At 65.2% G+C, this 25,865-nt stretch carries 27 protein-coding genes and 1 pseudogene; 10 read left to right on the top strand and 18 right to left on the bottom strand.

What is annotated here, in order from left to right; translation table 11 throughout:
• Window positions 1-25 precede the first annotated feature (25 nt).
• A complete protein-coding gene (hrpA, locus tag ACE3OV_RS01480) occupies window positions 26-3,970 on the top strand; it encodes an ATP-dependent RNA helicase HrpA (RefSeq protein WP_374324312.1) in 3,945 nt (1,314 codons plus the stop codon).
• A 1-nt stretch (window position 3,971) separates the two neighbouring features.
• Here the strand turns inward: hrpA and ACE3OV_RS01475 are convergent, their stop codons facing one another.
• Window positions 3,972-4,748, bottom strand: coding sequence for a hypothetical protein (locus ACE3OV_RS01475; RefSeq protein ID WP_374324310.1), 777 nt, complete (start codon window positions 4,746-4,748; stop codon window positions 3,972-3,974).
• A 197-nt stretch (window positions 4,749-4,945) separates the two neighbouring features.
• Here ACE3OV_RS01475 and ACE3OV_RS01470 point away from each other — a divergent pair, with 197 nt between their 5' ends.
• From ACE3OV_RS01470 to ACE3OV_RS01460, 3 genes are read left to right on the top strand one after another with little or no spacing between them, the layout of a single operon-like run.
• Entirely contained in the window at window positions 4,946-5,680 is a 735-nt protein-coding gene (locus ACE3OV_RS01470) for an EI24 domain-containing protein (protein WP_374324308.1), read from the top strand.
• A complete protein-coding gene (locus ACE3OV_RS01465) occupies window positions 5,677-6,447 on the top strand; it encodes a competence/damage-inducible protein A (RefSeq protein WP_374324306.1) in 771 nt (256 codons plus the stop codon). The genes ACE3OV_RS01470 and ACE3OV_RS01465 overlap by 4 nt, the downstream gene beginning before the upstream one ends.
• Entirely contained in the window at window positions 6,444-6,929 is a 486-nt protein-coding gene (locus tag ACE3OV_RS01460) for a YbaK/EbsC family protein (protein WP_374324304.1), read from the top strand. Before ACE3OV_RS01465 ends, ACE3OV_RS01460 begins: the two co-directional genes overlap by 4 nt.
• A gap of 66 nt (window positions 6,930-6,995) precedes the next feature.
• Here the strand turns inward: ACE3OV_RS01460 and ACE3OV_RS01455 are convergent, their stop codons facing one another.
• The 5 genes from ACE3OV_RS01455 to ACE3OV_RS01435 form a co-directional block, all read right to left on the bottom strand.
• Complete coding sequence (locus ACE3OV_RS01455) at window positions 6,996-7,562, bottom strand: phasin family protein (protein WP_374324302.1); 567 nt, start codon at window positions 7,560-7,562, stop codon at window positions 6,996-6,998.
• An 81-nt stretch (window positions 7,563-7,643) separates the two neighbouring features.
• Window positions 7,644-8,195 carry a phasin family protein gene (locus ACE3OV_RS01450; protein ID WP_374324301.1) on the bottom strand — a complete coding sequence of 184 codons (552 nt, stop codon included), beginning with the start codon at window positions 8,193-8,195 and terminating at the stop codon, window positions 7,644-7,646.
• A gap of 190 nt (window positions 8,196-8,385) precedes the next feature.
• Window positions 8,386-8,985 (bottom strand): lipopolysaccharide transport periplasmic protein LptA, encoded by a 600-nt coding sequence (gene lptA, locus ACE3OV_RS01445; protein ID WP_374324300.1) that lies wholly within the window; start codon window positions 8,983-8,985, stop codon window positions 8,386-8,388.
• On the bottom strand, window positions 8,982-9,566 hold the full coding sequence (gene lptC, locus ACE3OV_RS01440; RefSeq protein WP_374324298.1) for an LPS export ABC transporter periplasmic protein LptC: 585 nt from the start codon (window positions 9,564-9,566) through the stop codon (window positions 8,982-8,984). Before lptC ends, lptA begins: the two co-directional genes overlap by 4 nt.
• 22 nt (window positions 9,567-9,588) lie before the next feature.
• Window positions 9,589-10,587: an SIS domain-containing protein gene (locus ACE3OV_RS01435; RefSeq protein WP_374324296.1), complete on the bottom strand. Its 999-nt coding sequence runs from the start codon at window positions 10,585-10,587 to the stop codon at window positions 9,589-9,591.
• Between the two features lie 53 nt (window positions 10,588-10,640).
• On the opposite strand from ACE3OV_RS01435, the gene ACE3OV_RS01430 reads away from it, so the two are divergent.
• Window positions 10,641-12,593: a monovalent cation:proton antiporter-2 (CPA2) family protein gene (locus tag ACE3OV_RS01430; RefSeq protein WP_374324294.1), complete on the top strand. Its 1,953-nt coding sequence runs from the start codon at window positions 10,641-10,643 to the stop codon at window positions 12,591-12,593.
• A 6-nt stretch (window positions 12,594-12,599) separates the two neighbouring features.
• On the opposite strand, the gene ACE3OV_RS01425 is transcribed toward ACE3OV_RS01430, so the two are convergent.
• Together ACE3OV_RS01425 and rpiA are read right to left on the bottom strand one after the other, a co-directional pair.
• On the bottom strand, window positions 12,600-13,148 hold the full coding sequence (locus tag ACE3OV_RS01425) for a hypothetical protein (protein WP_374324292.1): 549 nt from the start codon (window positions 13,146-13,148) through the stop codon (window positions 12,600-12,602).
• A 60-nt stretch (window positions 13,149-13,208) separates the two neighbouring features.
• The gene (gene rpiA, locus ACE3OV_RS01420; protein ID WP_374324290.1) at window positions 13,209-13,877 is read right to left on the bottom strand and encodes a ribose-5-phosphate isomerase RpiA; all 669 of its coding nucleotides are present in this window, start codon (window positions 13,875-13,877) and stop codon (window positions 13,209-13,211) included.
• A gap of 110 nt (window positions 13,878-13,987) precedes the next feature.
• Here rpiA and ACE3OV_RS01415 point away from each other — a divergent pair, with 110 nt between their 5' ends.
• Window positions 13,988-14,497 carry a hypothetical protein gene (locus ACE3OV_RS01415; RefSeq protein WP_374324288.1) on the top strand — a complete coding sequence of 170 codons (510 nt, stop codon included), beginning with the start codon at window positions 13,988-13,990 and terminating at the stop codon, window positions 14,495-14,497.
• Between the two features lie 22 nt (window positions 14,498-14,519).
• Here ACE3OV_RS01415 and ACE3OV_RS01410 read toward each other — a convergent pair whose 3' ends face one another.
• The 10 genes and pseudogenes from ACE3OV_RS01410 to ACE3OV_RS01365 form a co-directional block, all read right to left on the bottom strand.
• Window positions 14,520-15,452, bottom strand: a complete 933-nt coding sequence (locus tag ACE3OV_RS01410) for an MBL fold metallo-hydrolase (protein ID WP_374324286.1) — start codon at window positions 15,450-15,452, stop codon at window positions 14,520-14,522.
• Between the two features lie 33 nt (window positions 15,453-15,485).
• Window positions 15,486-15,716 (bottom strand): thioredoxin family protein, encoded by a 231-nt coding sequence (locus ACE3OV_RS01405; protein ID WP_374324284.1) that lies wholly within the window; start codon window positions 15,714-15,716, stop codon window positions 15,486-15,488.
• A gap of 12 nt (window positions 15,717-15,728) precedes the next feature.
• Entirely contained in the window at window positions 15,729-16,769 is a 1,041-nt protein-coding gene (locus ACE3OV_RS01400) for a permease (RefSeq protein ID WP_374324282.1), read from the bottom strand.
• Between the two features lie 75 nt (window positions 16,770-16,844).
• Window positions 16,845-17,393: a sigma-70 family RNA polymerase sigma factor gene (locus ACE3OV_RS01395; protein ID WP_374324280.1), complete on the bottom strand. Its 549-nt coding sequence runs from the start codon at window positions 17,391-17,393 to the stop codon at window positions 16,845-16,847.
• Complete coding sequence (arsA, locus tag ACE3OV_RS01390; RefSeq protein ID WP_374324277.1) at window positions 17,386-19,131, bottom strand: arsenical pump-driving ATPase; 1,746 nt, start codon at window positions 19,129-19,131, stop codon at window positions 17,386-17,388. Before arsA ends, ACE3OV_RS01395 begins: the two co-directional genes overlap by 8 nt.
• 10 nt (window positions 19,132-19,141) lie before the next feature.
• The gene (arsD, locus tag ACE3OV_RS01385; RefSeq protein ID WP_374324275.1) at window positions 19,142-19,504 is read right to left on the bottom strand and encodes an arsenite efflux transporter metallochaperone ArsD; all 363 of its coding nucleotides are present in this window, start codon (window positions 19,502-19,504) and stop codon (window positions 19,142-19,144) included.
• A 15-nt stretch (window positions 19,505-19,519) separates the two neighbouring features.
• Window positions 19,520-20,590 carry an ACR3 family arsenite efflux transporter gene (arsB, locus tag ACE3OV_RS01380; RefSeq protein WP_374324273.1) on the bottom strand — a complete coding sequence of 357 codons (1,071 nt, stop codon included), beginning with the start codon at window positions 20,588-20,590 and terminating at the stop codon, window positions 19,520-19,522.
• Complete coding sequence (locus ACE3OV_RS01375; protein WP_374324272.1) at window positions 20,587-21,075, bottom strand: arsenate reductase ArsC; 489 nt, start codon at window positions 21,073-21,075, stop codon at window positions 20,587-20,589. Before ACE3OV_RS01375 ends, arsB begins: the two co-directional genes overlap by 4 nt.
• An 11-nt stretch (window positions 21,076-21,086) precedes the next feature.
• Window positions 21,087-21,587 carry an arsenate reductase ArsC gene (locus tag ACE3OV_RS01370; protein WP_374326215.1) on the bottom strand — a complete coding sequence of 167 codons (501 nt, stop codon included), beginning with the start codon at window positions 21,585-21,587 and terminating at the stop codon, window positions 21,087-21,089.
• Window positions 21,588-21,767: 180 nt separating this feature from the next.
• Window positions 21,768-21,950, bottom strand: a pseudogene (locus tag ACE3OV_RS01365) (ArsR/SmtB family transcription factor); the annotation flags it as partial.
• Window positions 21,951-22,102: 152 nt separating this feature from the next.
• On the opposite strand from ACE3OV_RS01365, the gene pstS reads away from it, so the two are divergent.
• From pstS to pstB, 4 genes are all read left to right on the top strand, one after another.
• Complete coding sequence (gene pstS / locus ACE3OV_RS01360; RefSeq protein WP_374324270.1) at window positions 22,103-23,140, top strand: phosphate ABC transporter substrate-binding protein PstS; 1,038 nt, start codon at window positions 22,103-22,105, stop codon at window positions 23,138-23,140.
• Window positions 23,141-23,243: 103 nt separating this feature from the next.
• Complete coding sequence (gene pstC, locus ACE3OV_RS01355) at window positions 23,244-24,197, top strand: phosphate ABC transporter permease PstC (RefSeq protein WP_374324268.1); 954 nt, start codon at window positions 23,244-23,246, stop codon at window positions 24,195-24,197.
• A 10-nt stretch (window positions 24,198-24,207) separates the two neighbouring features.
• Window positions 24,208-25,050, top strand: a complete 843-nt coding sequence (gene pstA / locus ACE3OV_RS01350; RefSeq protein WP_374324266.1) for a phosphate ABC transporter permease PstA — start codon at window positions 24,208-24,210, stop codon at window positions 25,048-25,050.
• A 29-nt stretch (window positions 25,051-25,079) separates the two neighbouring features.
• Entirely contained in the window at window positions 25,080-25,865 is a 786-nt protein-coding gene (gene pstB, locus ACE3OV_RS01345) for a phosphate ABC transporter ATP-binding protein PstB (protein WP_374324264.1), read from the top strand.

Below are 25,865 nucleotides of genomic sequence, written 5' to 3'. Positions count from 1 at the left end.
CGGGGTGGCGATATAATCCGCTCCCATGTCCACGCCATCCAGCAAGCGCGCCTCGCGCGACGACGTTTCCCTGTCCACCCTGACTGCCGATGCCCGTCGCCTGCGCACGCTGCAGCGCGAATTGCCACGGTCGACCGGCGACAAGCGGCAAAAACTCCAGGCTGACCTGGAAAAGCTGCTCGCCGCCTCGCAAGCCGCTGTAGCTCAGCGGCGCGGCAAGCTGCCGCAACCCGAGTTTCAGCCCGACCTGCCGGTCAACGAGCGGCGCGACGAGATCGCCAAGCTGATCGCTAGGCATCAAGTGGTCATCGTCTGCGGCGAAACCGGTTCGGGCAAGACGACGCAGTTGCCGAAGATCTGCCTCGACCTCGGTATCGGCGCGCGTGGCCTGATCGGCCACACGCAGCCGCGCCGGCTTGCCGCACGCTCGGTGGCGACGCGCCTGGCGCAGGAACTGAAGACGCAGGTCGGCGCCGGTGTCGGCGTGAAAATCCGGTTTCACGATAAATCGACGCCGGAGAGCTGGGTCAAGCTGATGACCGACGGCATCCTGCTCGCCGAATCGCAAAGCGATCCCTACCTGAACGCCTACGAGGCGATCATCATCGACGAGGCGCACGAGCGCAGCCTGAACATCGACTTCCTGCTTGGCTACCTTAAGCAGTTGCTGCCGCGCCGGCCGGACCTGAAGCTGATCATCACCTCGGCGACCATCGACGCCGAGCGCTTCTCGCAGCATTTCAGTGGTGCGCCGGTGATCGAGGTTTCCGGGCGCCTGTACCCGGTCGAAGTGCGCCATCGCCCGGTCGAGGACATCGACAAGAAGGACGACGAACGCGACCTCTACGATGCGATTGTCGATGCCGCCGACGAGCTGGCTCGCCTCGGTCCCGGCGACATCCTCGTCTTCCTGCCCGGCGAGCGCGAAATCCGCGAGGCGGCGGAAGCCTTGCGCAAGCATGCCTTGGCGCGTCCCGGCCTGAGCACCGCGCACGCGCCTGAAATCCTGCCGCTGTTCTCGCGACTTTCGGCTTCTGAGCAGGACCGCATCTTCAAGCCTTCAGGTGGCCAGCGGCGCATCGTGCTGGCGACCAACGTCGCCGAAACCTCGCTCACCGTGCCGGGCATCCGCTACGTCATCGACACCGGCCTGGCGCGGGTCAAGCGCTATTCCTACCGCAACAAGGTCGAGCAGTTGCAGGTCGAGCGCATCTCGCAGGCGGCGGCGCGGCAGCGCGCCGGCCGCTGCGGCCGCGTTGCCGCTGGCGTCTGCATTCGCCTCTATGACGAGGCCGATTTCAACGCGCGGCCGCCGTTCACCGACCCGGAAATCCTGCGTTCCTCGCTGGCCGGCGTCATCCTGCGCATGAAGTCGCTGCGCCTGACCGACGTCGAGAGCTTCCCCTTCATCGAACCGCCGCCGGCCAAGGCGATCAGCGACGGCTACGCGCTGTTGCAGGAACTCGGCGCGCTCGACGACGAAAACCGGCTGACCAAGGTCGGCGAGGCGCTGGCCAAGCTGCCGCTCGACCCGCGCATCGGCCGCATGCTGGTCGCCGCGCGCGACCTCGGCTGTCTGAAGGAAGTGCTGGTCATCGCCGCCGGGCTGTCTACGCAGGACCCGCGCGAACGGCCGCAGGAACGCCAACAGGCGGCGGACGAGAAGCACAAGCTGTTCGCCGACGAGAAGTCCGAATTCCTCAGCTGGGTCAAATTGTGGGCCTGGTTCAAGCAGGCGGTCGAGCACAAGAAATCGAACAAGTCGCTGGTCGATACCTGCCACGCGCACTTCCTCTCCTACCTGCGCCTGCGCGAATGGCGCGAGGTGCACGGCCAGTTGCACGCGATGGTCACCGAACTCGGCTGGAAGGAAAACGACATCCCCGGCACCTACGACGCCATCCACATGGCGCTGCTCTCCGGGCTGTTGGGCAACATCGGCTGCAAATCGGACGAGTCCGGCTACTACCTCGGCGCGCGCGGCATCCGCTTCCTCATCCACCCGTCGTCGCCGCTGCAGAAAAAGGCCGGCAAGTGGATCATGGCCGCCGAGATCACCGAGACGACGCGCCTCTTCGGTCGTTGCGTGGCGCGCATCGAATCGGAATGGATCGAGAAAGTGGGCGCTCACCTCATCAAGCGCCAGTACTTCGATCCGCACTGGGAGAAGAAGGCGATGCAGGTTGCCGGCTGGGAACGGACGACCCTGTACGGTATCGTCATCAACCCCAAGCGGCGCATCCATTACGGCCCGCTGGCGCCGGCCGAGGCGCGCGACATCTTCATCCGCCAGGGGCTGGTCGGCGAGGAGATCGAGGAGTCGTTTGCCAAGCGTTGGCCCTTCTTCCTGCACAACCAGAAGCAGATTCGCGAGATCGAGAAGATCGAACACAAGCAGCGCCGCCAGGATGTGCTGGTCGATGACGAGCTGATCTTCGCCTTCTACGATCACCTGATCCCGGAAGGCATCCACAACGGCGCGACCTTCGACCACTGGCGCAAGACCGCCGAGCAGGACAACCCCAAGCTGCTCTTCCTGGCCAAGGACGACCTGATGCGCCATTCGGCGGCCGGCGTGACCACCGAAGCCTTCCCGCACAAGCTCAAGGCCGGCGGCGTGGAGTACGCGCTCACTTATCACTTCGAGCCGGGCTCTCCACGCGACGGCGTCACGCTGACGCTGCCGCTGGCGCAGTTGAACCAGATTCCGGCGGCGCGCATGGAATGGCTGGTGCCGGGGCTGATCAAGGAAAAGCTGGTGCAGTTGATCAAGACGCTGCCGCAGAAAATCCGCGCCAAGCTGGTGCCGGTGCCGGAATTTGTCGAAGAATTCCTGTCGACCGTAGAGGGCAACGACCGCAAGCTCAACCAGGGCATCGTCAACCCGCTGATCGAATTTATCCTCGAAGCGCGCGGGCTGAACGCGCGCGGCTGGGCGGTGACGCCCGACGCCTTCCGCCCCGATGCGCTGCCACCGCACTTCTCGATGAACTACAAGCTGATCGACGAGCACGGCCGGCAACTCGACATGAACCGCAGCCTGGTCGCGCTGCGTGGCGAATGGGGCAAGGAAGCCAAGGAGGAATTCGCCGACCTGCACGAAACCCCGTCCGAATACACGAAACTGACCGACTGGACCTTCGGCGAGTTGCCGGAACTGATGGAAGTCCCGGTCGGCAAGCAAACCGTGATCGGCTATCCGGCGCTGATCGACGACGGCGAAACGGTCAGCCTGAAGGTCTTCGATTCCGCCGAGGAAGCCGCCGATGCGCACCGCAAGGGCCTGTCGCGCCTGTTCATGCTGCAGTTCAAGGAACAGGTGAAGTACTTCGACAAGAACGTCCCCGGCCTGACCCAGATGGCGATGCAGTTCATGGCGCTGGGCAGCAGCGACGACCTGAAGCGGCAGCTCGTCGAATTGACGTTCGAACGCGCCTGCCTGACCGAACCGCTACCGACCACGCCTGACGCCTTCAAGGCGCGCTGCGCCGAAGCCAAGGCGCGGCTCGGGCTGATCATGCAGGAAGTCTGCCGCCTGGTCGGCACCGTGCTCACCGAATGGCAGGCGGCGGTCAAGAAGCTGCCGGCGTTCAAGGTACACGCGGCGGCCGTCGCCGACATCGATGCGCAGTTGAAGCGGCTGATCGGCAAGACCTTCGTCGTCGACACGCCGTTCGAGCGCCTGCAGCATTATCCGCGCTACCTGAAGGCGGTCGGTGTCCGGCTCGACAAGCTGAAAGCCAACCCGGCGCGCGATGCGCAATTGATGGCTGAATACGCGCCGCTATGGACCAACTACGAGCGGCGGGCGATCCAGTTGGCGAAGATGGGCGCGGTCGACCCGCAAATCGAGCAATTCCGCTGGCTGCTCGAAGAGCTGCGCGTCGGCCTTTATGCGCAGGAACTGCGCACGCCGGTACCGGTGTCGGTCAAACGCTTGCAGAAACAGTGGGAAGGCCTGCAGCGTTGAGTCAGACCTGCACGTTGATGTTGCCGGTCGCGCCGATGCTTGCCACGGCCAGCGTTGGTGCGATTCCGGCAGCAGAGCCAAGGCCGCTGTAGAGATCGCTGCCGCCACCGAGCGCGGCTTCGACCTGATGCAGCGCGCTTTCCGCTTGCCTGACCTCATCCTTATCGTTCTTTTCGTGCTGGCGGGCTTCGCGCATCCTCGCCTTGACCTGTTCGAGCAGCGCTTTCAACTGCTTGGCTGCTTCGCGCAAGGAATCCTGTGCCGACCCGGTGCTGGCGCTGTTGCCAGTGCTGCGCGCGAACGGTTCGCTCGCCGCTGCGTTCGGGGTATCGGGTTGGTCGTCCTCGTCTGAAGACGTCTCGTCGCCCTGGGCGCTTGCCGTTGGCGGCGCGGCGAGTGCAGCAACGTCGGCCGCCACGTCCGTAGAGGCGCCGGCTGCTGCAGCACCGGTCGAGGCATCTCCGGCGGCATTGGCTGCTCCTTCTGCCGCTCCATTGCCCGCCATCCCGCCGCTTGCCGGCGTCTGGAGTCCAACCCCCGCGCCGCCTCCACTGCCACCTCCGACCGCCTTGGCCAGGCCGGACAGTTCCTTGGCAATGGCGCTGATCTGGCGAAGAATCGCCTTGGCTTGCTCGGGCGGCAGGCCAATCAGCATCGCCCTGAGCTGTTTGATCCGTTCCTTGATCTGCTCGGCCCGGGATTGCGCCTGCGCCTTGGCGGTTTCCTGCGGGCTGGGCATGGCGCGCAGCCGCTGCAGACCTTCCTGCAGGTTCTGCAAGCGCGCTTCCTGACGCTGTTGCCAGCGTTCCCTAGGGCTTGTGGGGGCCGATGTCGCCGAGGAGGGAGGGGCGTAATCCGTGGTTCTGGTGTACAGCTTCATTTTCGTTGCAGTATCGTGCTTACACCCAGCTCTACGGCCGGGGCGCCGAAAACTTTAAAATGCAGGGTGAATGATCTTGCTCGGGAGAAGCCTGGATGGAAATCGTTGTTCTGGCCTTGAGTCGCTCGTTGCTCAATTTGCGCCACGGCCGGGTCTGGTTGTACATGTTGACGCCGGCATTATGCGCTTTGGCGCTCTCCGTTGTACTGGCGGTCTGGGTGCTGGGCAACGTCGTCGAGCAACTGCTGGCCTTTCCGCCGATGACCTGGCTCGCCGCCTGGGGCCTGCTCTGGCTGGCCAGCTTTCTGGCCTGGATCGGCGGCTGGTTGGCAATCTTTGCCGTGGCCTACCTGAGCGCTTCGCTGCTTGCCGCCATCGTCATCATGCCGCTGTTGCTCAAGCACCTTTCGCAAACCGAGTATCGCGACCTGGCGGCGATGGGGCGCGACAGTTTTGTCGCCGCCACGCTCAACAGCCTGGGCGCGGCGGCCTTCTTCATCCTGGCCTGGACGGTGGCGATTCCGCTGTGGCTGATTCCCGGCCTGTCGCTGCTCATTCCTTTACTGTTGATGGGCTGGCTCAACTGGCGGACTTTTGCCTACGACGCCTTGTCGCTGCACGCGACCGATGCCGAATGGGCCGCGCTGCGGGCGCAACACAGGCTGCCGTTGTTCCTGCTCGGCCTGCTCATGGCGCTACTGGCCCATGTGCCGGTGATCGGCTTGCTGGTCCCGACACTGGCCGCGCTATCATTTGCCCATTATGGGCTGGAAGCCCTGCGCCGCTCGCGTGGCGGCGCCATCGTCAGCATTCAGGGAGAACAAGCATGAGTCGAACCTTCGGCGCCGTCATCATTGGCGACGAAATCCTGTCCGGCAAGCGCCAGGACAAGCACTTCGCGAAAATCGCCGAACTGCTCGGCGCGCGCGGTCTACAGCTTTCCTGGGTCGAATACCTGGGCGATGACCGCCAGCGTCTGAGCGAGACCTTCAAGCGCACGATGGCCGCCGGTGACGTCGTCTTTTCCTGCGGCGGCATCGGCAATACACCCGACGACCACACCCGGCAGGCGGTGGCGGCGGCGCTCGGTGTCGAGCTTGAACTGCACCCGGAAGGTTTCGAGGAGTTGAAGGTGCGCTTCGCCAACGAGGAAATCACCGACCAGCGCAAGCTGCTGGTCACCTTCCCGCGCGGCGTGCGCATCGTGCCCAATCCGTTCAACCGCATTCCGGGTTTCATGGCCAACGATCATTACTTCGTGCCCGGCTTTCCGCAGATGGCCCACCCGATGATCGAGTGGGCGCTCGATACCTTCTACCGGGACGAGTTCAAAGCGGTTGGCGACAAGGTCGAAAAGGCCTACCTGCTCACCGGGCCGAACGCCTATGAAAGCGCGCTACTCGACCTGATGGAGCGCATCGTCGCCGATTACCCGACGCTGCGCCTGTTCTCGCTGCCGTCGCTGGTCGGTCAGGAGCGCAGGCATCTCGAACTGGGCGTCGAAGGCGCGCCGGCACTGGTCGAGCGGGCAATGGAAGAAATTCGCGTCGATATCGAAAAACGCGGCATCACCTGGCGCTGGAGGGATGCAGCATGAAGCCGGCCGAACACGCTACCGCGAAACGGACCCAGCAGTTGCTCACCGAGGCCGGGCTGGCGACGACGGTCGTCGAATTCGAGCAGCCGACCCGGACCAGTGCCGAAGCGGCAGCGGCAATCGGCTGTTCGATCGCCGAGATCGCCAAGTCCATCGTCTTTCGCGGCAAGGAAAGCGGGCAGGCGGTGCTGGTCGTTGCCAGCGGCGACAACCGCGTCTGCGAGCGCAAGGTGGCAGCCCTGGTCGGCGAGAAGCTCGGCCGTGCCGATGCCGATTTCGTCCGCGCAGCAACCGGCTACGCCATCGGCGGCGTCGCCCCGCTCGCTCACGCGCAGCCGGTCCGCCTACTGCTCGACCGCGATCTGCAGCGGTTTAAGCAGGTCTGGGCGGCGGCCGGTACGCCGTATTCGGTTTTCCCGCTGACGCCGGCGCAGCTTGCCACGATCACTGCCGCCGACTGGCTGGACATCCGCCAGGACTGATTTCCAGGCAATAAAAAACCCGCGACTGGCGCGGGTTTTCGGGGTTGGGGTTGGGTGGCGCCTGTATTATTTGGCGGCGCTCTTGCGTGCAGCGGCGGTGGCGCTGGTCTTGGCCGGCGCGGCAACCTTGCTGGCAGCCTGCATGTTGGCTTCGGCGATGTCAGACAGCTGCTTGGCCATCGAATTCATCTGGCCGAAGGCCTTGGTCGAGGCGTCAAGCATGGTCTGCATGGTCGCCGCGAACACGTCGCCGCCGACCGGCGTTGCCGTCTTGGCCTTTTCCACTGCGCTGGCGGCGGTCTGCTGGAAATTGCTGTACTGGGCTTCCATCACCGAGGTCACTTCCTTCTGCATGTCGGTGACCAGATCGTAGAGGCTGCGGGAATAATCCATCAGCTTCTCGGTGCTCGGCTGGGTCAGTTCGCTGCCCAGCTTGGCGACGGCGTTGGCATCCTTGGCGGCGAGCAGTTGCTGGGTGCTGGCAACCGTGGTGTTGAAGAACTCGCGGGTCGCTGCCATGTTCAGCGCGGTCAGGCGCTCAAGGCCGTTGAAGGCGGTGCGCATGAGGGCGGTCATCACTTCGGCGTTGGCTTTCTGTGCTGCGGTCAGTTGCTCAAGGTTCGGGTTGCTCATCGGTATCTCCAGCGTGTGTGTTATAGGTGGTAGGGATGAAACAAAGCCTCCGCCCGAGGGCGGAGGCCTGGATGCAACAACTTACTTCTTCTTGGGCGCGGCGGTGGCGCTGACTGCCTTGACCGTGGCGTTGGTGGCGGCGGCAACGTTGGCTTCGGCGATTTCGGCAACCTGCTTGGCAGCCTTGTTCATGTTGTCGAAGGCCGAGTTGGCGGCGGCGATGGCGCTCTTGACGGCGGCGACGGCAACATCGGAACCGGCCGGGGCGGACTTGGCGGCTTGATCGAGCAGGCCCGAAACGTTCTTCTGGAAGTCGGCGAACTGGGCTTCGACCATCTTCGACAGTTCTTCCTGGGTTTGGGCAGAGATTTCGTAGACGCTACGCGAGTAGGCAACGGCCTTCTCGACGTTCGGCTGGGCCAGCGACGCCTGGATCGACAGGGCTTCCTGGACATCCTTGGCGCCCATCAGCGCCTTGGCGCCGGAGACGGAATCTTCCATCAGCGAACGGGCGGTGTTCAGGTTCAGGGCAGCGATGCGCTCGGCGGAAGCCAGCGCGGTATTGGCGAGGGACAGCAGGGAATCGACGGTGGCTTTGTTGGCGGCGGCGAATTGCTCGGGCGTCTTGAACATGGGAATCTCCGGAAAGAAAAGTCTTGCAGAACAGGGGTGGCCTTGGCGGTGTACTTTCGCATCGCGTTGCTGCACCGCACCATGTCTTTGATTATAGACGAGCGTGTCGACTTGTCAACAATTATTTTGTGCACTGCACAAACCGGATAAATCCTTTTGAATCAGCGATGTGTTTGATGCTTTTGGCATATTACCGAGGGTCTTTCGGGTCGATGTCGCCGGCGCTGCGCAGTTGCAGGTTGTCGCCGCGAGCACTCGGGCGGCTCGGTTCGCTGCCCTTGCTGCGCGGCTGGATCACCGCCCGTACGCGCGGCGTGGCGCCCTTCGGGTCGCTGGCTTCGCCGGCGCTGGCGAGGAATTTTTCGCTGACTGCGTCGTACCAGATGTAGTCACCGCGGACCTCGTCCTCGCCGGCGCGAATGTGCGCGCGATGGAAAAGTTCGGCGATTTCGCTGTTGCTGTCGTATTCGATGCGCTCGGCTTCGCCTTCGACGTAGTCTTCGCGGCCTTCGCGCTTCTGGCGGAAGCTGGCCTTACCGCCCGGCGGGGCGAAAGCGATGCCCTTCTGGAAGCCGTAACGGTCCTCGCTGACGATGATGCGCGCCGCCTTGATCATCAGCGTGCCCTTGCTGATGACGACATCGCCTTCGAGGATCTGCTGTTTCTTGGCGTCGTCGATCGAGATGCGGTTGGCTTCGAGCAGCATCGGTTTGTCGCGGTCGGCTTTTTCGGCGAAGGCGGGCGGGCAGCCCAGGACGATGGCGGCAAGCAAGGCGGGGCGAAGGATCATGGCTTGGCTCTGGCAGATAGGTAGCGACCGCGGACCTGCGAGCGCAGTTCGAAGGTCGAAGCCTTGTTGTCGATGCGGGCGCCGACGCCGGTAAGTTGCGAGGCGCCCAGGGTGATGGTCATGGCCTGGTCGGTTTGGGCTTTGCCGGTTTCCGGTTCGACGGTCAGCGTCGAGGTCCGGGCATTCAGTTCGGGGCGCTTGTCGGTGGCGGCGCGGGTGATTTCCACGGTGTCGGCGAGGAGGATCGTTTCGCCGCGGGCGGTGACCGTCGCCTGGCCGGCGGTCAGGGTGAGCGGCGGCGTGCCGTCGCGATAGGCGAGCAGGCGCGGTGAGGTGATCAGCGAACTGTCGTCGTCGGGGAAATGGCGCAGTTGCGGCGCGCTCAGGCGGTATTGCAGTTTGCCTTGCTCGTCGAGGCGGCGGATTTCGAAATTCTCGACGATGGCGTCGGTTTCATGGGCTGTCGCGCGTTTTCCCGGGCGCGCCTCGTCGGCGGTGAGTATCGCCTGCAGCCAGAAGCTGAGTCCTGCCAGCAGCGCCAGCAGGGTGATCGGGAAGATTTGGCCGGACCAGTTCTTCATCGCAGGGCGTCGGCGGCGGTCATCAGATGACCTTGGCAGTGAACAGGTCGTGCATGTTGAGCGCGCCCTGCAGCTTGCCCGCTTCGTCGCAGACGAGCAGGGCATTGATGCGCAGGCGCTCCATCATCTCGACGGCTTCGACGGCGAGGCGGTCGGTGCCGATGGTGCGCGGGCTGGCGGTCATCGCTTCGGCGATCCTGGCTTCCTGGAAGTCGATGCGTTTTTCGAAGGCGCGGCGCAGGTCGCCATCGGTGAAGATGCCGTTGGGGCGGTCCGCTTCATCGACGACGGCGACCAGGCCGAGGCCGCCGTGCGACATGGCGACGATGGCCTCGCTGATCGGCGTTGCCGGCGTCACCGCGGGGACCCGGTCGCGCGGCCGCATGACGTCGCGGACATGGGTGAGCAGGCGACGGCCGAGCGAGCCGCCGGGGTGCGAGCGGGCGAAATCCTCCGGGCCGAAGCCGCGGGCGTCGAGCAGGGCGACCGCCAGCGCGTCGCCGAGGGCCAGCGCGGCAGTGGTCGAAGCGGTTGGCGCCAGGTTGAGCGGGCAGGCTTCCTGGGCGACGCCGGCGTCGAGGTGGACGTCGGCTTCGCGAGCCAGTGTCGAGGCCGGGCTGCCGGTCATCGCGATGACTCGGGCGCCCTGGCGCTTGAGTGCCGGCAGGATGCGCAGCAGTTCCTCGGATTCGCCGGAGTTGGACAGCGCCAGCAGGATGTCGTGGCGGGTGATCATGCCGAGGTCGCCGTGGCTGGCTTCGGCGGGATGGACGAAATAGGCCGGCGTGCCGGTACTGGCCATGGTGGCGGCGATCTTGCGCGCGATGTGGCCGGACTTGCCCATGCCGCTGACGATCAGCCGGCCGCAGCTGTCGAGGATGAGGCGGACGGCGGCGGCGAAGCTGTCGTCGATCCGGGCCTGCAACGCCGAGACTGCCGCCGCCTCGATGGCGAGCGTCTGCCGCCCCAGTTGCAGGGCGCGTTCCGGCGAAAAGCAGGCGGGCGACGGATTTGGGTTCATGGGCGGGCAGCGGTTATGATGGCCGGAGTATACCTGACTTCATCAAGCCCAATTTGAGCGCCCTTTCCCTCGTCCTGCTGCTGCTCGGAGCCTCGGTTCTCGCCGTGGTCATCTTCCGGCGTTTCAACCTGCCGCCGGTGCTCGGCTATCTGGCGGTGGGCAGCATCATCGGGCCGCACGCGCTCAATCTGATGTCGGACATCCATCGCGCCGAATACCTCGCCGAATTCGGCGTCGTCTTCCTGATGTTCTCGATCGGCCTCGAATTCTCGCTGCCCAAGCTCTACGCGATGAAGCGCATCGTTTTCGGACTGGGCCTGCTGCAGGTGCTGCTGAGCATGCTGGTCGTGCTGCTGCTGGTGGTTGCACTGGGCATCGGCTGGCAACTGGGCATTGCGCTGGGCGCGGTATTCGCCATGTCGTCAACGGCGGTGCTGAGCAAATTGCTGGCCGAGCGGATGGAGCTCGATTCGCCGCATGGCCGGCAGATCGTCGGCGTGCTGCTGTTCCAGGACCTGGCCGTGGTGCCGTTGCTGGTCCTGCTGCCGTCGCTGACCGAATCGCCGGAGAAGCTGGCGATGCTGATGGGCGTCGCCTTGCTCAAGGCGGCGGCGGTGCTGGCGCTGATCCTGGTGTTCGGCCAGAAGCTGATGCGCAAGTGGTTCCATTTCATCGCCCGCGCCAAGTCGGCCGAGGTCTTCGTCCTCAACGTGCTGCTCATCACCCTCGGCCTGGCGACGATCACCGAGCACGCCGGCCTGTCGCTGGCGCTCGGCGCCTTCGTCGCCGGCATGCTGATCGCCGAAACCGAATTCCGCATGCAGGTGGAAGAAGACATCAAGCCTTTCCGTGATGTGTTGATGGGGCTCTTCTTCGTCACCATCGGCGTCAAGCTCGACCTTCACATCCTGGTTGGCCTGTGGTGGCAGGTGATGCTGGTGCTGGTCCTGCTGCTGGTGATCAAGGCGCTGATCGTCGGCCTCCTGTCGTGGAAGCTCGGTGCCTCGTCCGGCAACGCCATCCGCTCGGGCTTGTGGCTGTGCGCCGGCGGTGAATTTGGTTTCGTGCTGCTCGGCGTGATCACCCACCTGCCCAAGGGAATCGAGCAGGTGGTGCTGACCGCGCTGGTGCTGTCGATGCTGATCGCGCCCTTCATCGTCCAGTACAGCGAGCGTCTGGTGATGCGTTTCGTTGCCAGCGAATGGCTGCTGCGTTCGATGCAGGTGACGCAGATTGCCGCCCAGTCGATGACGTCGGAGAAGCACGCGATCCTCTGCGGCTTCGGGCGCAACGGCCAGTACCTGGCACGCTTCCTGGCCCAGGAAGGGATTCAGAGCATCGCCCTCGACCTCGATCCGGACCGCGTGCGCGAGGCGGCAGCAGGCGGCGAGAGCGTCGTCTTCGGCGACGCCGGGCGCAAGGAAGCGCTGATGGCGGCTGGCCTGATGCGCGCCAGCGTTGTCATCGTGACGATGAGCGATACACCGCTGGCGGAGAAGGTGCTGCATCACGTCCAGGAAATGCGTCCTGACCTGCCGGTCGTCGTGCGCACCGCCGACGAGAAGGACATGAGCCGGCTGGCCGGCGCCGGCGCCGCCGAAGTCGTCCCGGAAACGCTGGAGGCCAGCCTGATGCTCGCTTCGCACGCGCTGGTACTGGTCGGCGTGCCGATCAACCGCGTGCTCAAGCGCATCCGTCAGGTACGCAGCCAGCGCTACCGGCTGTTGCGCGGCTTCTATCGCGGTTTCACCGATCGCGATGACGACGAGAGCAGCCAGTCGCGCCTGCATTCGATCTGGTTGACACCGGGTGCCGCGGCAATCGGCCAGACGCTCGGCGAACTCGGCCTGGAACTGCTCGGTTGCGAGGTCAGCGCGATCCGCCGGCGCGGCATCCGCGCCCTCGAACCGGCACCGGAAACCCGACTCGACGAGGGCGATGTCGTCGTCGTGCTCGGCACGCCGGGCGCTGTGGCGGCGGCCGAGGACCGCCTGCTCAAACGCTGACCCGGATCACGCTGCCGGTCTGGCCCGGGAGCGCACGCGGCGCGGCGTGGCCGGCGTCACTGCCTGCTGCATTTCCTCTTCGACCCGATCCACCTGTTCGATGGCTGCGGCATTGATCTCGTGCAGGGTCTGTTCGGCACCGTCGAGCGTCGTGCGCAGCGCGTCGAGGACGATCACCGTTTCCCACGGGCTGCTGCGACCGGCACGCCGCAGATAGGCGAAGACGATGCCGTCAAAGACGCGGACCTGTGCCTCGGCGCTGCGCAGCAGCGCCTTGTGCGCCTCGCCGAGCAGGTGCAGCGACTGGTCGAGGAGTTCGCCGGTGCGCGGCAGGGCATCAAGCCAGAGCGAGGCGGGGAATTGGGTCAGGGCGTCGAGCTGGCCGTGGGCGAGCTGGTGCCAGCGGCGGCTGGCGTGTTCGATGCTGTCCCGGCTGGCGCCGGTGGCGATTTCGCAGGCGCGCTGGCTGCTGGCCAGGCAGTGCGAGGAAAAGGCGAGCAGGTTGTTGAGTGCCTGCTCGCGGCTGGCGGCAATTTCCTTGGCGGACAAGAACATGGGGCGCTCCCGGCTGTCGAATGCCGGCAGTCTGGCGCCCCGATGTGACAGGCCGATGACTCAGCCGATGCGGCGCACGCCTTCGCTGGTGCCGAGCAGCAGCAGATCGGCCGGGCGCATCGCGAACAGGCCGTTGGTGACGACGCCGACGATCTGGTTGATCTTCGCTTCCAGACCTTTCGGATCGTGGATCAGCAGGCCGTGCACGTCGAGAATCTGGTTGCCGTTGTCGGTGACGAAGCCGGTGCGCAGCACCGGCTGGCCGCCGAGCTTCTCGAGTTCGCGGGCGACATGGGCGCGCGCCATCGGAATGACCTCGACCGGCAGCGGGAATTTGCCCAGCGTGTCGACCAGCTTCGAGCCGTCGGCGATGCAGACGAAACGGTCGGCGACGGCGGCGACGATCTTCTCGCGGGTGAGCGCGCCGCCGCCGCCCTTGATCATGTTGAGGCCGTCGTCGATCTCGTCGGCGCCATCGACATAGACCGGAATCCGGCTGACCTCGTTGAGGTCGAGTACCGGGATGCCGTGCCCGGCAAGGCGTTGGCGGGTGGCCTCGGAACTGGCGACGGCACCGCCGATGCGGTCCTTCAGCGCAGCCAGCGCGTCGATGAAGAAATTGGCCGTCGAGCCGGTGCCGACGCCGATGATGGCGCCGGCCGGCGTGCTTTCCGCGATGTGGTCGGCGGCAGCCTGGGCGACCGCCTGCTTGAGTTCGTCCTGCGTCATTGGGGAGTCTCCTGAGATGGTTTGCCGCGATTCTACTGTCAAAAAAGTTTAACCATGTGACAGTTTGAATTCGTCTAAACTGGATATACCGTTTTTAGGGAGAGCCCGCAGTGACTACCAAAGAAAACCCGTCCCCGTCCCCCGTCGTCCAGCCTGCTGAAGCGCCTGCCGAAGCCGTAGCGCCGGCCAAGGCACCGGCCAAGGCTCGTGCGCCGCGCAAGGCAACGTCGGTCGAACAGACCGTCGCCAAGCACCAGCAGGCGCTCGCCGAAGCGCTGGAAAAGGCCGAAGCCATCAGCTATGACCCGCCGCAGGCCCCGAAGGCGGCAAAGCCGACCAAGGCCAGCGCCAAGGCCAAGGTGGAAAAGGTCGAGAAAGTCGAAAAGCCGGCCAAGCCGAAGAAGCCGCGGCTGGTGCGCGACAGCTACGCAATGCCGGAAACCGAATACGCGCAGATCGCCATGCTCAAGAAGCGGCTGGTCGCGCTCGGTGCGGAAGTCAAGAAGAGCGAACTGCTGCGCGCCGGCATCGCTGTCCTCGCCGCGCTCAACGACGCCGAACTACAGGCGGTGATGGGGCGCATCGAACGGATCAAGACCGGCCGGCCGGCCAAGAAGTGAAACCCGAGGCCGGCCGCTTTGCTTACTGGCCGGCTTCGATGCGCAGGTAGGTACGGTTGACGTTGCCCCGGTGCAGATCGGCGAAGTTCTTCAGGCCGGCGAAGGCCGGGGCATCCTGCAGCGCGGCGACGGCAGCGTCGACGCCGGCCATTTCCTCGGCCAGCTTCCGGCTGTCGTTGACCACGAAAGCCAGGTAATCGCCGGTTTCGCGTTGCGCTTGCGCCACGTCGCAGACCCGGCCGTGACCGGGAACGATGCGTTGCGGCTGCAGGGCAATGGCCTGCCTGAAGGCCTTGAGCCAGGTTTCGGCGTTGCTTTCGGGCAGGATGCCGAGCAGGCGGTCGACGTAGATGTGATCGCCGGAAAACAGGATTTTCTCCTGCGGCAGCCAGACCACGGCGTCGCCGGCAAAGTGGGCGTGGTCGAAATAACGCAGTTCCAGCGTCCGGCCACCCAGCGTCAAGGTCTGGGTGTCGCCGGCCAGCGGCTGGGCGGCGGGCGCGGGGACGGTGCCATCCATCTGTTCCTTCAGGTCGCGGGCCAGCGCTTCGATCTGTCCCTTGCCGAGACGGGCTTGCGTCGTCGCCGTGCGTTGCAAGGCGATGATCTGCGCGCCTTGTGCACCAAAGTAGGCGTTACCCAGCCAGCGGTGGTCCTGGCTGCCGGTATTGATCACCCACTTGACCGCTTTGCCGGTCAGTTCCCTGACCTCTGTCTCAAGCACCTTGGCGGCGACGGACGAGGCGCCGGAGTCGATCAGGATGCTTCCCTGCGGGGTGTCGATCACGCCGTAATTGGCGTTCAGCCCGTGGTTTTCGTACAGGCGGCCGCCGGTCTGGCCGATCAGCGCGAAAACGCCGTTGCCCAGGGCGTCGACCGTCAATACCGCTTCGGCACGAAGCGTCTGGGCGAACAGCATCAAGGCGCCAGTCAGCGCCAGCAATATTTTCTTCATTGTCTCTTCCTCCTCCGTTGGGGTTGAATCAGTTTATAACCAGCTACTGATTTTTGATCGGTCGGGAACGCCGCCAGCGTGCACCACCTTGCCGTCGACGACCACGCCCGGCGTCGACATCACGCCGTACTTCATGATCTCCGGCAACTCCTCGACCTTGCTCAGGGCAATGGCGACGCCCTTTTCGGCGGCGACTTCCTCGATCAGCTTGACGGTGTTGCGGCAGTTGGCACAGCCGGTGCCGAGAACCTTGATGTCTTTCATGCGTCTGTCTCCTTAAAGGACGAGGTTGAACACGTAGCCGACGAGCAGGATGCCGGTGGCGACGACGCCAGCAAAGGTGGCGATGAGGGTGGGTTTGAGCGCCTTGCGCAGGATGATCATCTCCGGCGCCGACAGGGCGATGACGCTCATCATGAAGGCGAGCACGGTGCCCAGCGCGGCGCCCTTGCCGATCAGCGCCTCGACGACCGGGATGATGCCGGCGGCGTTGGTATACATCGGCACGCCGAGCACGACGGCGGCCGGCACCGCCCACCAGGCATCCTTGCCCATGAACGAGGCCATGAAGTCTTCCGGCACGTAGCCGTGGATGCCGGCGCCGAGCGCGATGCCGACGAGAATGTAGGGCCAGACCTTGGCAACGATTTCGCGCACGTGACGCCAGCCGGCGGCGAAGCGCGCCGGCCAGTCGCCCGTCGCGTCGCCGGCCCAGGCGGCTTCGCCGCGCTGGATCTGCTGCACCCAGTCTTCCAGATGGCGCTCCATCTTCAGGTGGCCGATGACCAGCCCGGCGACGATGGCGACAGCCAGTCCGAGGCCCAGGTAAAGCGCCGCCACCTGCCAGCCGAAGAGGCCGAAAAGCAAGGCCAGCGCCACCTCGTTGACCATCGGCGCCGAGATCAGGAAGGAAAAGGTCACGCCGAGCGGCACGCCAGCCGACAGGAAGCCGATGAACAGCGGCACCGCCGAGCAGGAGCAGAACGGGGTGACGATGCCGAGCAAGGCCGCGAGCACGTTGCCGACCCCCTGACGGCGCCCGGAGAGCAGGGCACGGGTGCGTTCCGGGGCAAAGAAGGTTTGCACCACGCCCATCACGAAGACGATCCCGGTGAGCAGCAGGAGCACCTTGGGCGTGTCGTAAAAGAAGAAATGCAGGGCTTCGCCGAACTGCGTCCTGCGGTCGAGGCCGAAGAGGCCGATCAGGCCTTCAGCCAATGGGCTCAGGTTCTGGTAGAGCGCCAGCCAGAGGGCGGCGCCGATGGCGCTCAGGAGCAGCCAGCCGGTGGTGGTCGAAGGTTGTCGCAGTAGGGGCATGGTAATTTCCTGAATCAAGCGGTCGACCGCGTAGACGGATGATCCCGGAAAAAGACGCAGGTCGTCGGCCGGCACTCACCCCGGAGGCGGACGCGGGACGAAGCCCGTCACCTGCCCGGCTTCATCGAAACTGACCTGGCAGCCTTCGATCAGGCGCGCCCGCAGGCGCAGCCTGGCCCGTTGCAGGCGCGACTTGGCGCCGGACAGCGAGATCCCCAGGCGCTCGGCGAGCGCCTGCTGCGGCTGGCCGGCGATGTCGCACAACTCGATTGCCAGACGGTCGGCGGCCGACAGTTCGGCGAGGACGCGCGGCAGACACTGGCAGAGCAGATCGACCGGCGCTGGCGGTTCGTTCTCGACGGCGGGCAGGTCGTCGCCCGCTTCAATTTGCGGATGCCGGGTGCGCAGGCGGTCGGCCAGTGCATTGTGCGCCACCCGGAACAGCCAGGCGCGAGGATTGTCCAGGCGGCAGAAGGCCTCGCCCTGGCGCAGCGCGCGTAGGAAGACCTCCTGCAGCAGGTCGTCGGCCTCGGCCTCGCCATTGAGCCGGTGGCGCAGCCAGCCCTGCAGTTCACCGCGTGTTTCGCGCCAGGCGCGGGTCAGGCAGGGGCGGTCGTCAGCCATCGAGCTGCTGCAATCCTCTGCTGCCCACCGGCGCTTGCGCCAGCCACGGCACCAGCGCGCAGCGCGGCGCCAGGGCGTCGGCAACGCGCCGTATGTAGGGGATTTCGTAAACCCCGCGCTGCGCCAGCAGCGGATCGCGGCTGCCGCTGGCGAGCAGGCTTTGCTCGATGACCCAGGCCCAGGGCTGGATGCCGGCGCGGGCGAGGTCGCCTTGCAGGCGTTCGGCCTCGTGCACCGGGGTGGCTTCCGGCAGGGTGACGATCAGTACGTGAGTGAAGGCCGGGTCGCGCAGGCGCGGCAGCAGTTGCGTCACCGCTTCCGGCATCTCGCCCCGCGTGCGCAGCACCTCGCGATGGTAGGCCTCGGCGGCGTCGAGCAGCAGGATGGTATGGCCGGTCGGCGCGGTGTCGAGGACGACGAAGCCGTCGGCGCCGCGATCCACTTCGCGGGCGAAGGCGCGGAAGACGGCGATTTCCTCGGTGCAGGGCGAGCGCAAATCCTCTTCCAGAAGCGCCAGCGCGCTGGCGTCCAGGGTTCCGCGTGCCTTGTCCAGCACCTCCGCGGTATAGGCGGCGACTTCCGCTGCCGGGTCGATGCGGCTGACGCCGAGGCCGGCGATCTCGCCGTCGATGGCGGCGGCGACATGGGCGGCCGGGTCGGTGGTGGTCAGTTGCACTTTGTGGCCGCGGCGCGCCAGGGCGACGGCGATGGCGGCGGCGACGGTGGTCTTGCCGACGCCGCCCTTGCCCATGGTCATGATCACGCCGTGGCCGGCGCTGGCGAGTTCGTCGATCAGCCGGCCGAGACCGGCGGGCAGCGGCGTGCTGGCCTCGGCCACGGCCGGTGGCGCGCTGGCGCTGGCCGGATCGACGATGGCGCGCAAGGCGTCGAGGCCGACCGTGCCGCGCGGCAGGAAGGGCACGCTCAGGCGGGGCAGCGTGGCGAGACCGTCGGCCATCGTCGCCAGCGCCGCGTCGCCGCGCTGTTCCATGGCCAGGGCGAGCGGATCGTCGGAACTGGCGGCAAAGCGGCCATTGATCGCCAGTTGCAGGTTGGCAACGCCGAGTTCGGCCAGTTCGCCGCGGGTGCGCTCGGCTTCGCGCAGCGCCGCGCCGTCGGCACGCGCAACCAGGACGACGCGCGTCTGTGCCGAATCGGACAGGCGGCGCACGGTCGCCGCGTAGAGCGCCTTCTGTTTTTCCAGCCCGGCCAGCGGTCCGAGGCAGGAGGCGCCGCCGTGGCTGCTGTCGATGTAGCCGCTCCAGGCCGAGGGCAGCGTCAGCAGGCGCAAGGTATGGCCGGTCGGCGCGGTGTCGAAGATGACGTGATCGAAGTATTCCGTGGCCTCGGCGTCGCCGAGCAGTTTGGCGAACTCGTCAAAGGCGGCGATCTCGACCGTGCAGGCGCCGGAGAACTGCTCTTCCATGCTGAGGATCGCCGCCGCCGGCAGGATGCCGCGGTAGGGGGCGACCATCCGCTCGCGGTAGGCGGCGGCTGCCGCTTCCGGATCGATGTTGAGCGCCGCCAGACCGGGCACGCCGCGTATCGGCGTCGGTGTGCCGGCGAGCGGCGTCTCCAGGACCTCGTCGAGGTTCGATGCCGGATCGGTACTGACGATCAGCACCCGTTTCCCCTGTTCGGCCAGGGCCAGTCCGGTCGCGCAGGACAGCGAGGTCTTGCCGACGCCGCCCTTGCCGGTGAAGAAAAGATGACGCGGCAGGCCGTCGAGGTCGAGCATCGCCTTCTCCTCAGCAGCAGCCGGACTTCGGCGAGCAGCAGGACTGTTTCGGCGCGGCCTCGCCAGCCGTCAGCGTCAGGCCGAGCTTTTGCGCCAGTTGCGCGCGTGAAGGATAGAGACCGGTGCTGACGATCTGGCCGTCGATGGCGATGATCGGCAGGCGGTCGATGCCGGCTTCCATTTCCTTGACCACCGCCGGGTTGGCGGCGAAGGCCTGCGGTTCCTGGCCGAGGTTGTAGCGCTGCACGCTGACGCCCTGCTCGCCGACCCAGGCGAGGTCGGCGGCGAACTGGACCAGCACCGGATCGACATCGACGCCGCAGACGCCGGTCGAACAGCACATCGCGGGATCGTAGATTTCGAGTTTCTGCATCTTCATCTCCTCAGTTCAAAGGGATTTCTCATACCAGGCCTTGGTCGAATTGACCATCTTCACCAGCCACAACATTACCGGCACCTCGATCAGCACGCCGACCACGGTGGCCAGCGCGGCACCCGAATCGAAACCGTAGAGGACGATCGCCACCGCTACCGCCAGTTCGAAGAAGTTGGAGGCGCCGATCATCGTCGCCGGGCCGGCAACGTCGTGCTGGACGCGAAACTTGTGGCAGAGCCAGTAACCGATGGCGGCGATCAACAGGCCCTGCAGGAAGATCGGTACGGCCAGCATGCCGATGATCAGCGGTTGCCTGACGATGGCTTCGCCCTGGAAAGCGAAGAGCAGCACCAGCGTCGCCAGCAGCGCCATGATGGTGAACGGGCCGATGCGCTCCTGAGCCGCCTTCAGTGCCGCCTCGCCGCCGCGCAGGAAATGCTGGCGCAGCCCCTGGGCGATGGTCAGCGGGATGACGATGTACATCACCACCGACAGCAGCAGCGTGTCCCACGGCACCGGGATCGCCGAGACGCCGAGCAGCAGCGCGACGATGGGGGCGAAAGCGAAGACCATGACCAGGTCGTTCAGTGCCACCTGCGAGATCGTGAAGTTGGCGTTGCCGCGGCACAGGTTGCTCCAGACGAAGACCATCGCCGTGCACGGCGCGGCGCCGAGCAGGATCAGGCCGGCGATGTAGCTGTCCAGTTGTTCGGCCGGCAGGTAGGGCGCGAAGACGTGGCGGATGAACAGCCAGCCGAGCGCGGCCATGGTGAAGGGCTTGATCGCCCAGTTCACGAACAGCGTGATGCCGATGCCGGCCTTCTGGTCCTTCACTTCGTGGATGGTCGAGAAGTCGATCTTCATCAGCATCGGCACGATCATCACCCAGATCAGCAGGCCGACCGGGATGTTGACCTGCGCATATTCCATCCGGCCGAGCGCCTGGAAGGCGGCCGGGAACCACTGGCCGAGCAGGATGCCGGCGACGATGCAGAGCACCACCCAGACGCTCAGGTAGCGCTCGAAGAAGCCCATCGGGGCGCCGGCCGCCTGTTTTGCGGCAACACCGCATTGGGCGCTCATTGTTCGCATTCCTGATGAATGCGCTGTGCCGCCGTCTTGATTTCGGCGGCGCTCATGGTTTCCAGCGGCAGTTGGAGAAAAGCCTCGACGCGTTGGCGCAGCAGTTGGTAGGCGCGCTCGAAGGCGATTTGCCGGGCCGCCAGCGGTTCGACGTGGGCCGGGTCGGCAATGCCCCAGTGGGCAGTGGTCGGGTGGCCGGGCCAGATCGGGCAGGTTTCGCCGGCTGCGGAAGCGCAGACGGTGAAGATGTAATCGATGGCCGGCGCGCCGGGGGCGGCGAACTCGTCCCACGACTTGCTGCGCGCCTCGGGCAGGGGAACACCGTGCCTTTCCAGGGTTTCCAGCGCCAACGGGTTGACCTTGCCGGTCGGCTGGCTGCCGGCCGAGAAGGCGTGGACGCGAGCAGCACCGAGGTGCTTGAACAAGGCCTCGCCGAGGATGGAACGGGCGGAGTTGCCGGTGCAGAGAATCAGTATGTTTTTCATGGTCGGGGTCTTCAGTCCTTCTGGCGGCCAATCTGATCGAGATTGTCCTGCAGGGTCATGGCATCGAGTTTGTCCATCGGCAGGGCAAGGAAAAGTTCGATGCGCCGTTTCAACTGGATGCTCGCCTGCATCACCGCGCTACGCCGCGTCTCCGCGTCGCCGCCGACCGCCGCCGGGTCGGCGACGCCCCAGTGGGCGGTCATCGGCTGGCCGGGCCAGACCGGGCAGACTTCGCCGGCCGCGTTGTCGCAGACGGTGAAGATGAAGTCGAGGTGGGGGGCGTCGGCCTGGGCGAATTCGTCCCAGCTCTTGCTGCGTAGTTGCGCGGTGGGGAGCTGTTGGCGTTCAAGCAGTTCGCGGGCGTAGGGATTGACCGTGCCGGTCGGCCGGCTGCCGGCCGAGAAGGCGCGGAAACGCCCTTGGCCGAGGTGGTTGAGCAGGGCTTCGGCAATGATGCTGCGCGCCGAATTGCCGGTGCACAGGAAGAGCACGTTGTAGATGCGGTCGTTCATTGGGGGTTCTCCGTCGGGTTGGGGGAGCGGGCGGCGTTTCTCGATGCTGTCGCAGGCGCTCGTCAGCGGCAGGCAGTTGTTGCCCTGGCAGCAGTTGTGGGTGAGGAAGGCGAGCAGCTCGTCCATCGCCGGGTAGCAGGCGGAATAGATGATGCTGCGCCCGTCGCGCCGGCTTTCGATGAGGCCGACCCGGCTCAGGTGGGCGAAATGGAAGGAAGCGGTGGCCCCCGCCAGGTCCAGCGTGCGCCCCAGCGCGCCGGCGCTCAGGCCGGCGGGGCCGGCTTCGACGAGCAGGCGGAAGATGGCGAGCCGGGATTCGTTGCCGAGGGCGGCGAGCTTTTCGGTGGCGTTCTTGATTTCCATATTTCCAATAATATCGAAATGTCCGGCGAAATGTTATTTCGGCAAGGTGACATTTTTTTGACGGAAAAATCGCGCCAGGGTCTTTGTCATCCGGCTGTAACAAAAGCTTCCTAGACTGCGTCCGTCCATTTCACCCACAGAAGGAACCAGACATGTTGCAATCCCGTATCTTCCGCGCTTCCCTGCTCGCCCTGTCGCTGGGTCTTGCCGGCTTCGGTGCTCAGGCCGCTGAAATCACCGGTGCCGGCGCTTCCTTCCCGGCCCCGGTCTACGCCAAGTGGGCCGATGCCTACCAGAAGGCGACCGGCAACAAGGTCAACTACCAGTCGATCGGCTCCGGCGGCGGCATCAAGCAGATCAACGCCAAGACCGTCGATTTCGGCGCTTCCGACATGCCGCTCAAGCAGGAAGTGCTGGCCAAGGACGGCCTGGTCCAGTTCCCGACCGTGATCGGCGGCGTTGTGCCGGTGGTCAACGTGACCGGCGTCAAGGCCGGCGACCTTCGCCTGACCGGTGAGATCGTCGCCGACATCTACCTCGGCAAGATCACCAAGTGGAACGACAAGGCGATCGCCGAGCTGAACCCGAACGCCAAGCTGCCTGGCGACGACATCGCCGTCGTCCGTCGCGCCGACGGTTCGGGCACCACCTTCATCTTCACCAACTACCTGGCCAAGGTCAGCAGCGACTGGAAGACCAAGGTCGGCGAAGGTACGGCCGTGCAGTGGCCGACCGGCATGGGTGGCAAGGGCAACGAAGGCGTCGCCGCCTTCCTGCAGCGCATCCCGAATTCGATCGGCTATGTCGAATACGCCTACGCCAAGCAGAACAACCTGGCCTGGGCCTGGCTGAAGAACCCGGCCGGCGAATTCGTCCGTCCCGACGACGAAACCTTCAAGGCTGCCGCCGCCGGCGCCGACTGGAACAAGTCGGCCTTCGGTGAAATCCTGACCGCGCAGGCGGGCAAGGGTGCGTGGCCGATCAGCGGTGCCACCTTCATCCTGATGCACAAGGTTCAGGACAAGCCGGCGCAGGCTGCCGAAGTGCTGAAGTTCTTCGAGTGGTCGTACAAGAACGGCGCCAAGCTGGCTTCCGACCTCGACTACGTGCCGCTGCCGGATAGCCTGGTCAAGCAGATTGCCGCTTCCTGGGCCAACATCAAGGACGCTTCCGGCAAGGCCGTCAAGTAAGCGGGGCCAGCGTTGAACCGGACGCCTCCGGTCCTAGTGGCTGGAGGCGTTTTCTTTCGCCGGACGCGAAAACTGCAAGACCCAATCAAAACGGACAACCGTCATGAGTGATACGCAAGCCAAAGGCAGGCTGGCCGACCTGCTGTTCTTCAACCTGACGCGCGGCGTCGCTTTCATCACCCTGGCCCTCATGGCCGGGATCGTGATTTCGCTGACCTGGAGCGCCCTGCCGTCGATCGAGAAATTCGGCTTCAGCTTCCTCACCAGCTCCGCCTGGAACCCGCCGGCTGACGACTTCGGCGCCCTGGTGCCGATCTACGGCACCATCGTCACCTCGATCATCGCCCTGGTCATCGCGGTGCCGATCAGCTTCGGCATCGCCCTTTTTCTTACCGAAATGGCGCCGGCCTGGCTGCGCCGCCCGCTCGGCATCGCCATCGAACTGCTCGCCGGCATCCCCAGCATCGTCTACGGGATCTGGGGCCTGCTCGTCTTCGCGCCGATCTTCGGCCAGTACGTGCAACCCTTCATCGCCCAGACGCTGGGCAAGCTGCCGTTGATCGGCGCGCTGTTCTCCGGGCCTTCGCTCGGCATCGGCATCCTCGCCGCCGGCATCATCCTGGCGATCATGATCATTCCCTTCATCGCCTCGGTGATGCGCGACGTCTTCGAACTGGTGCCGCCGATGCTCAAGGAATCCTGCTACGGCCTGGGCGGCACGACCTGGGAGACGGTCAGCAAGGTGGTCCTGCCCTATACCCGGGTCGGCGTCATCGGCGGTGTCATGCTCGGTCTCGGACGTGCGCTCGGCGAGACAATGGCGGTCACCTTCGTCATCGGCAACGCCAGCCTGCTCGGCAGCTTCTCGCTGTTCATGCCGGGCAACAGCATCACCTCGGCGCTCGCCAACGAATTCGCCGAAGCGACGCCCGGCTTGTACACGGCGGCGCTGGTCGAACTCGGCCTGATCCTGTTCGTCATCACCTTCATCGTGCTCTCGCTGTCCAAACTGCTGCTCCTGTCGATGGAAAAGCAGAACGGCGGCGGCGCCCACTAAGGAATCGGTCATGGACCTGAGAACCCGTCGTAAAACCACCAACGTCATCGCCCTCAGCCTGTCGCTGGCGGCCATGGCCTTCGGCCTGTTCTGGCTGATCTGGATCCTCTGGATGGTCTTCGAGCAGGGCATCGGCGCCCTGTCGCTTGATCTGCTGACGCTCGACACGCCGGCCCCCGGTAGTGCTGGCGGCCTGCGCAACGCAATCTTCGGCAGTGCGGTGATGGTCAGTCTGGCGATGCTGATCGCCACGCCGGTCGCCATCCTCGCCGGCATCTATCTCGCCGAATACGGCCGGCGCACGGTGCTTGGCCAAGTGACGCGCTTCGTCAATGACATCCTGCTGTCGGCACCGTCGATCGTCATCGGCCTCTTCATCTATGCGATCTACGTCGCCCAGGTCGGCAAGTTCTCCGGCCTGTCCGGCGCGCTGGCCCTGGCCCTGCTGGTGATCCCGGTTGTCGTGCGCACCACCGAGGATATGCTGGTCCTGGTGCCGAACACGCTGCGTGAAGCCGCTTTCGCCCTCGGCGCGCCGAAGTGGAAGGTGATCCTGATGGTTACCCTGCGCTCGGCCAAGACTGGCGTCATCACCGGCATCCTGCTGGCGCTGGCGCGCATTTCCGGGGAAACCGCCCCGCTGTTGTTCACCGCCCTGTCCAACCAGTTCTGGAGTGCCGACCTGTCCGAGCCGATGGCCAACCTGCCGGTCACCATCTTCAAGTTCGCGATGAGCCCCTTCGCCGACTGGCAGGAACTCGCCTGGGCCGGCGTCTTCATCATCACGATGGGCGTGCTCTTCCTCAACATCCTGGCGCGCGTCGTCTTCCGCCAGCAATCGGCCAACCACTGAGACGCAGATCAACTCTTATGGAATCCATCATGATGCCCGTCGAACCCGTCGTTCAGAAACTGACTCCCGAGATCAGCATCCGCAATCTCAACTTCTACTATGGCAAGGCCATCGCCCTCAAGAACATCAACCTCGAGATCTACAAGGGCAAGGTCACCGCTTTCATCGGCCCGTCGGGCTGCGGCAAATCGACCCTGCTGCGCACCATCAACCGCATGTACGACCTTTACCCGGGACAGCATGCCGAGGGCGAGTTGATCGTCGCCGGCAAGAACATCCTCGAAAAGGGCGTCGATACCATCGAACTGCGCGCCAAGGTCGGCATGGTCTTCCAGAAGCCGACGCCGTTCCCGATGTCGATCTACGAGAACATCGCTTTCGGCGTGCGCATGCACGAAAAGCTCAGCCGCAACCAGATGGACGATCGCATCGAGTGGGCGCTGACCAAGGCGGCGCTGTGGAACGAGGTCAAGGACAAGCTGAACAAGCCCGGTACCGGTTTGTCAGGCGGCCAGCAGCAACGCTTGTGCATCGCCCGCGGCGTTGCGGTGAAGCCGCAGGTGCTGCTGCTCGACGAACCGACCTCGGCGCTCGACCCGATCTCGACGATGCGCATCGAGGAACTGATCCACGAACTGAAGCGCGAGTTCACCATCGCCATCGTCACCCATAACATGCAGCAGGCGGCGCGGGTGTCGGACTACACCGCCTACATGTACCTGGGCGAGCTGGTCGAATTCGGCAAGACCGACGAGCTGTTCATCAAGCCGCAGGACAAGCGCACTGAAGACTACATCACCGGCCGCATGGGCTGA

Origin of the sequence: Azonexus sp. (genome assembly GCF_041909095.1) — a bacterium.
Classification (GTDB): Bacteria; Pseudomonadota; Gammaproteobacteria; order Burkholderiales; family Rhodocyclaceae; genus Azonexus.
Note: the sequence above shows the minus strand (reverse complement) of the source record. Positions and strands in the feature narration are given on the sequence as shown.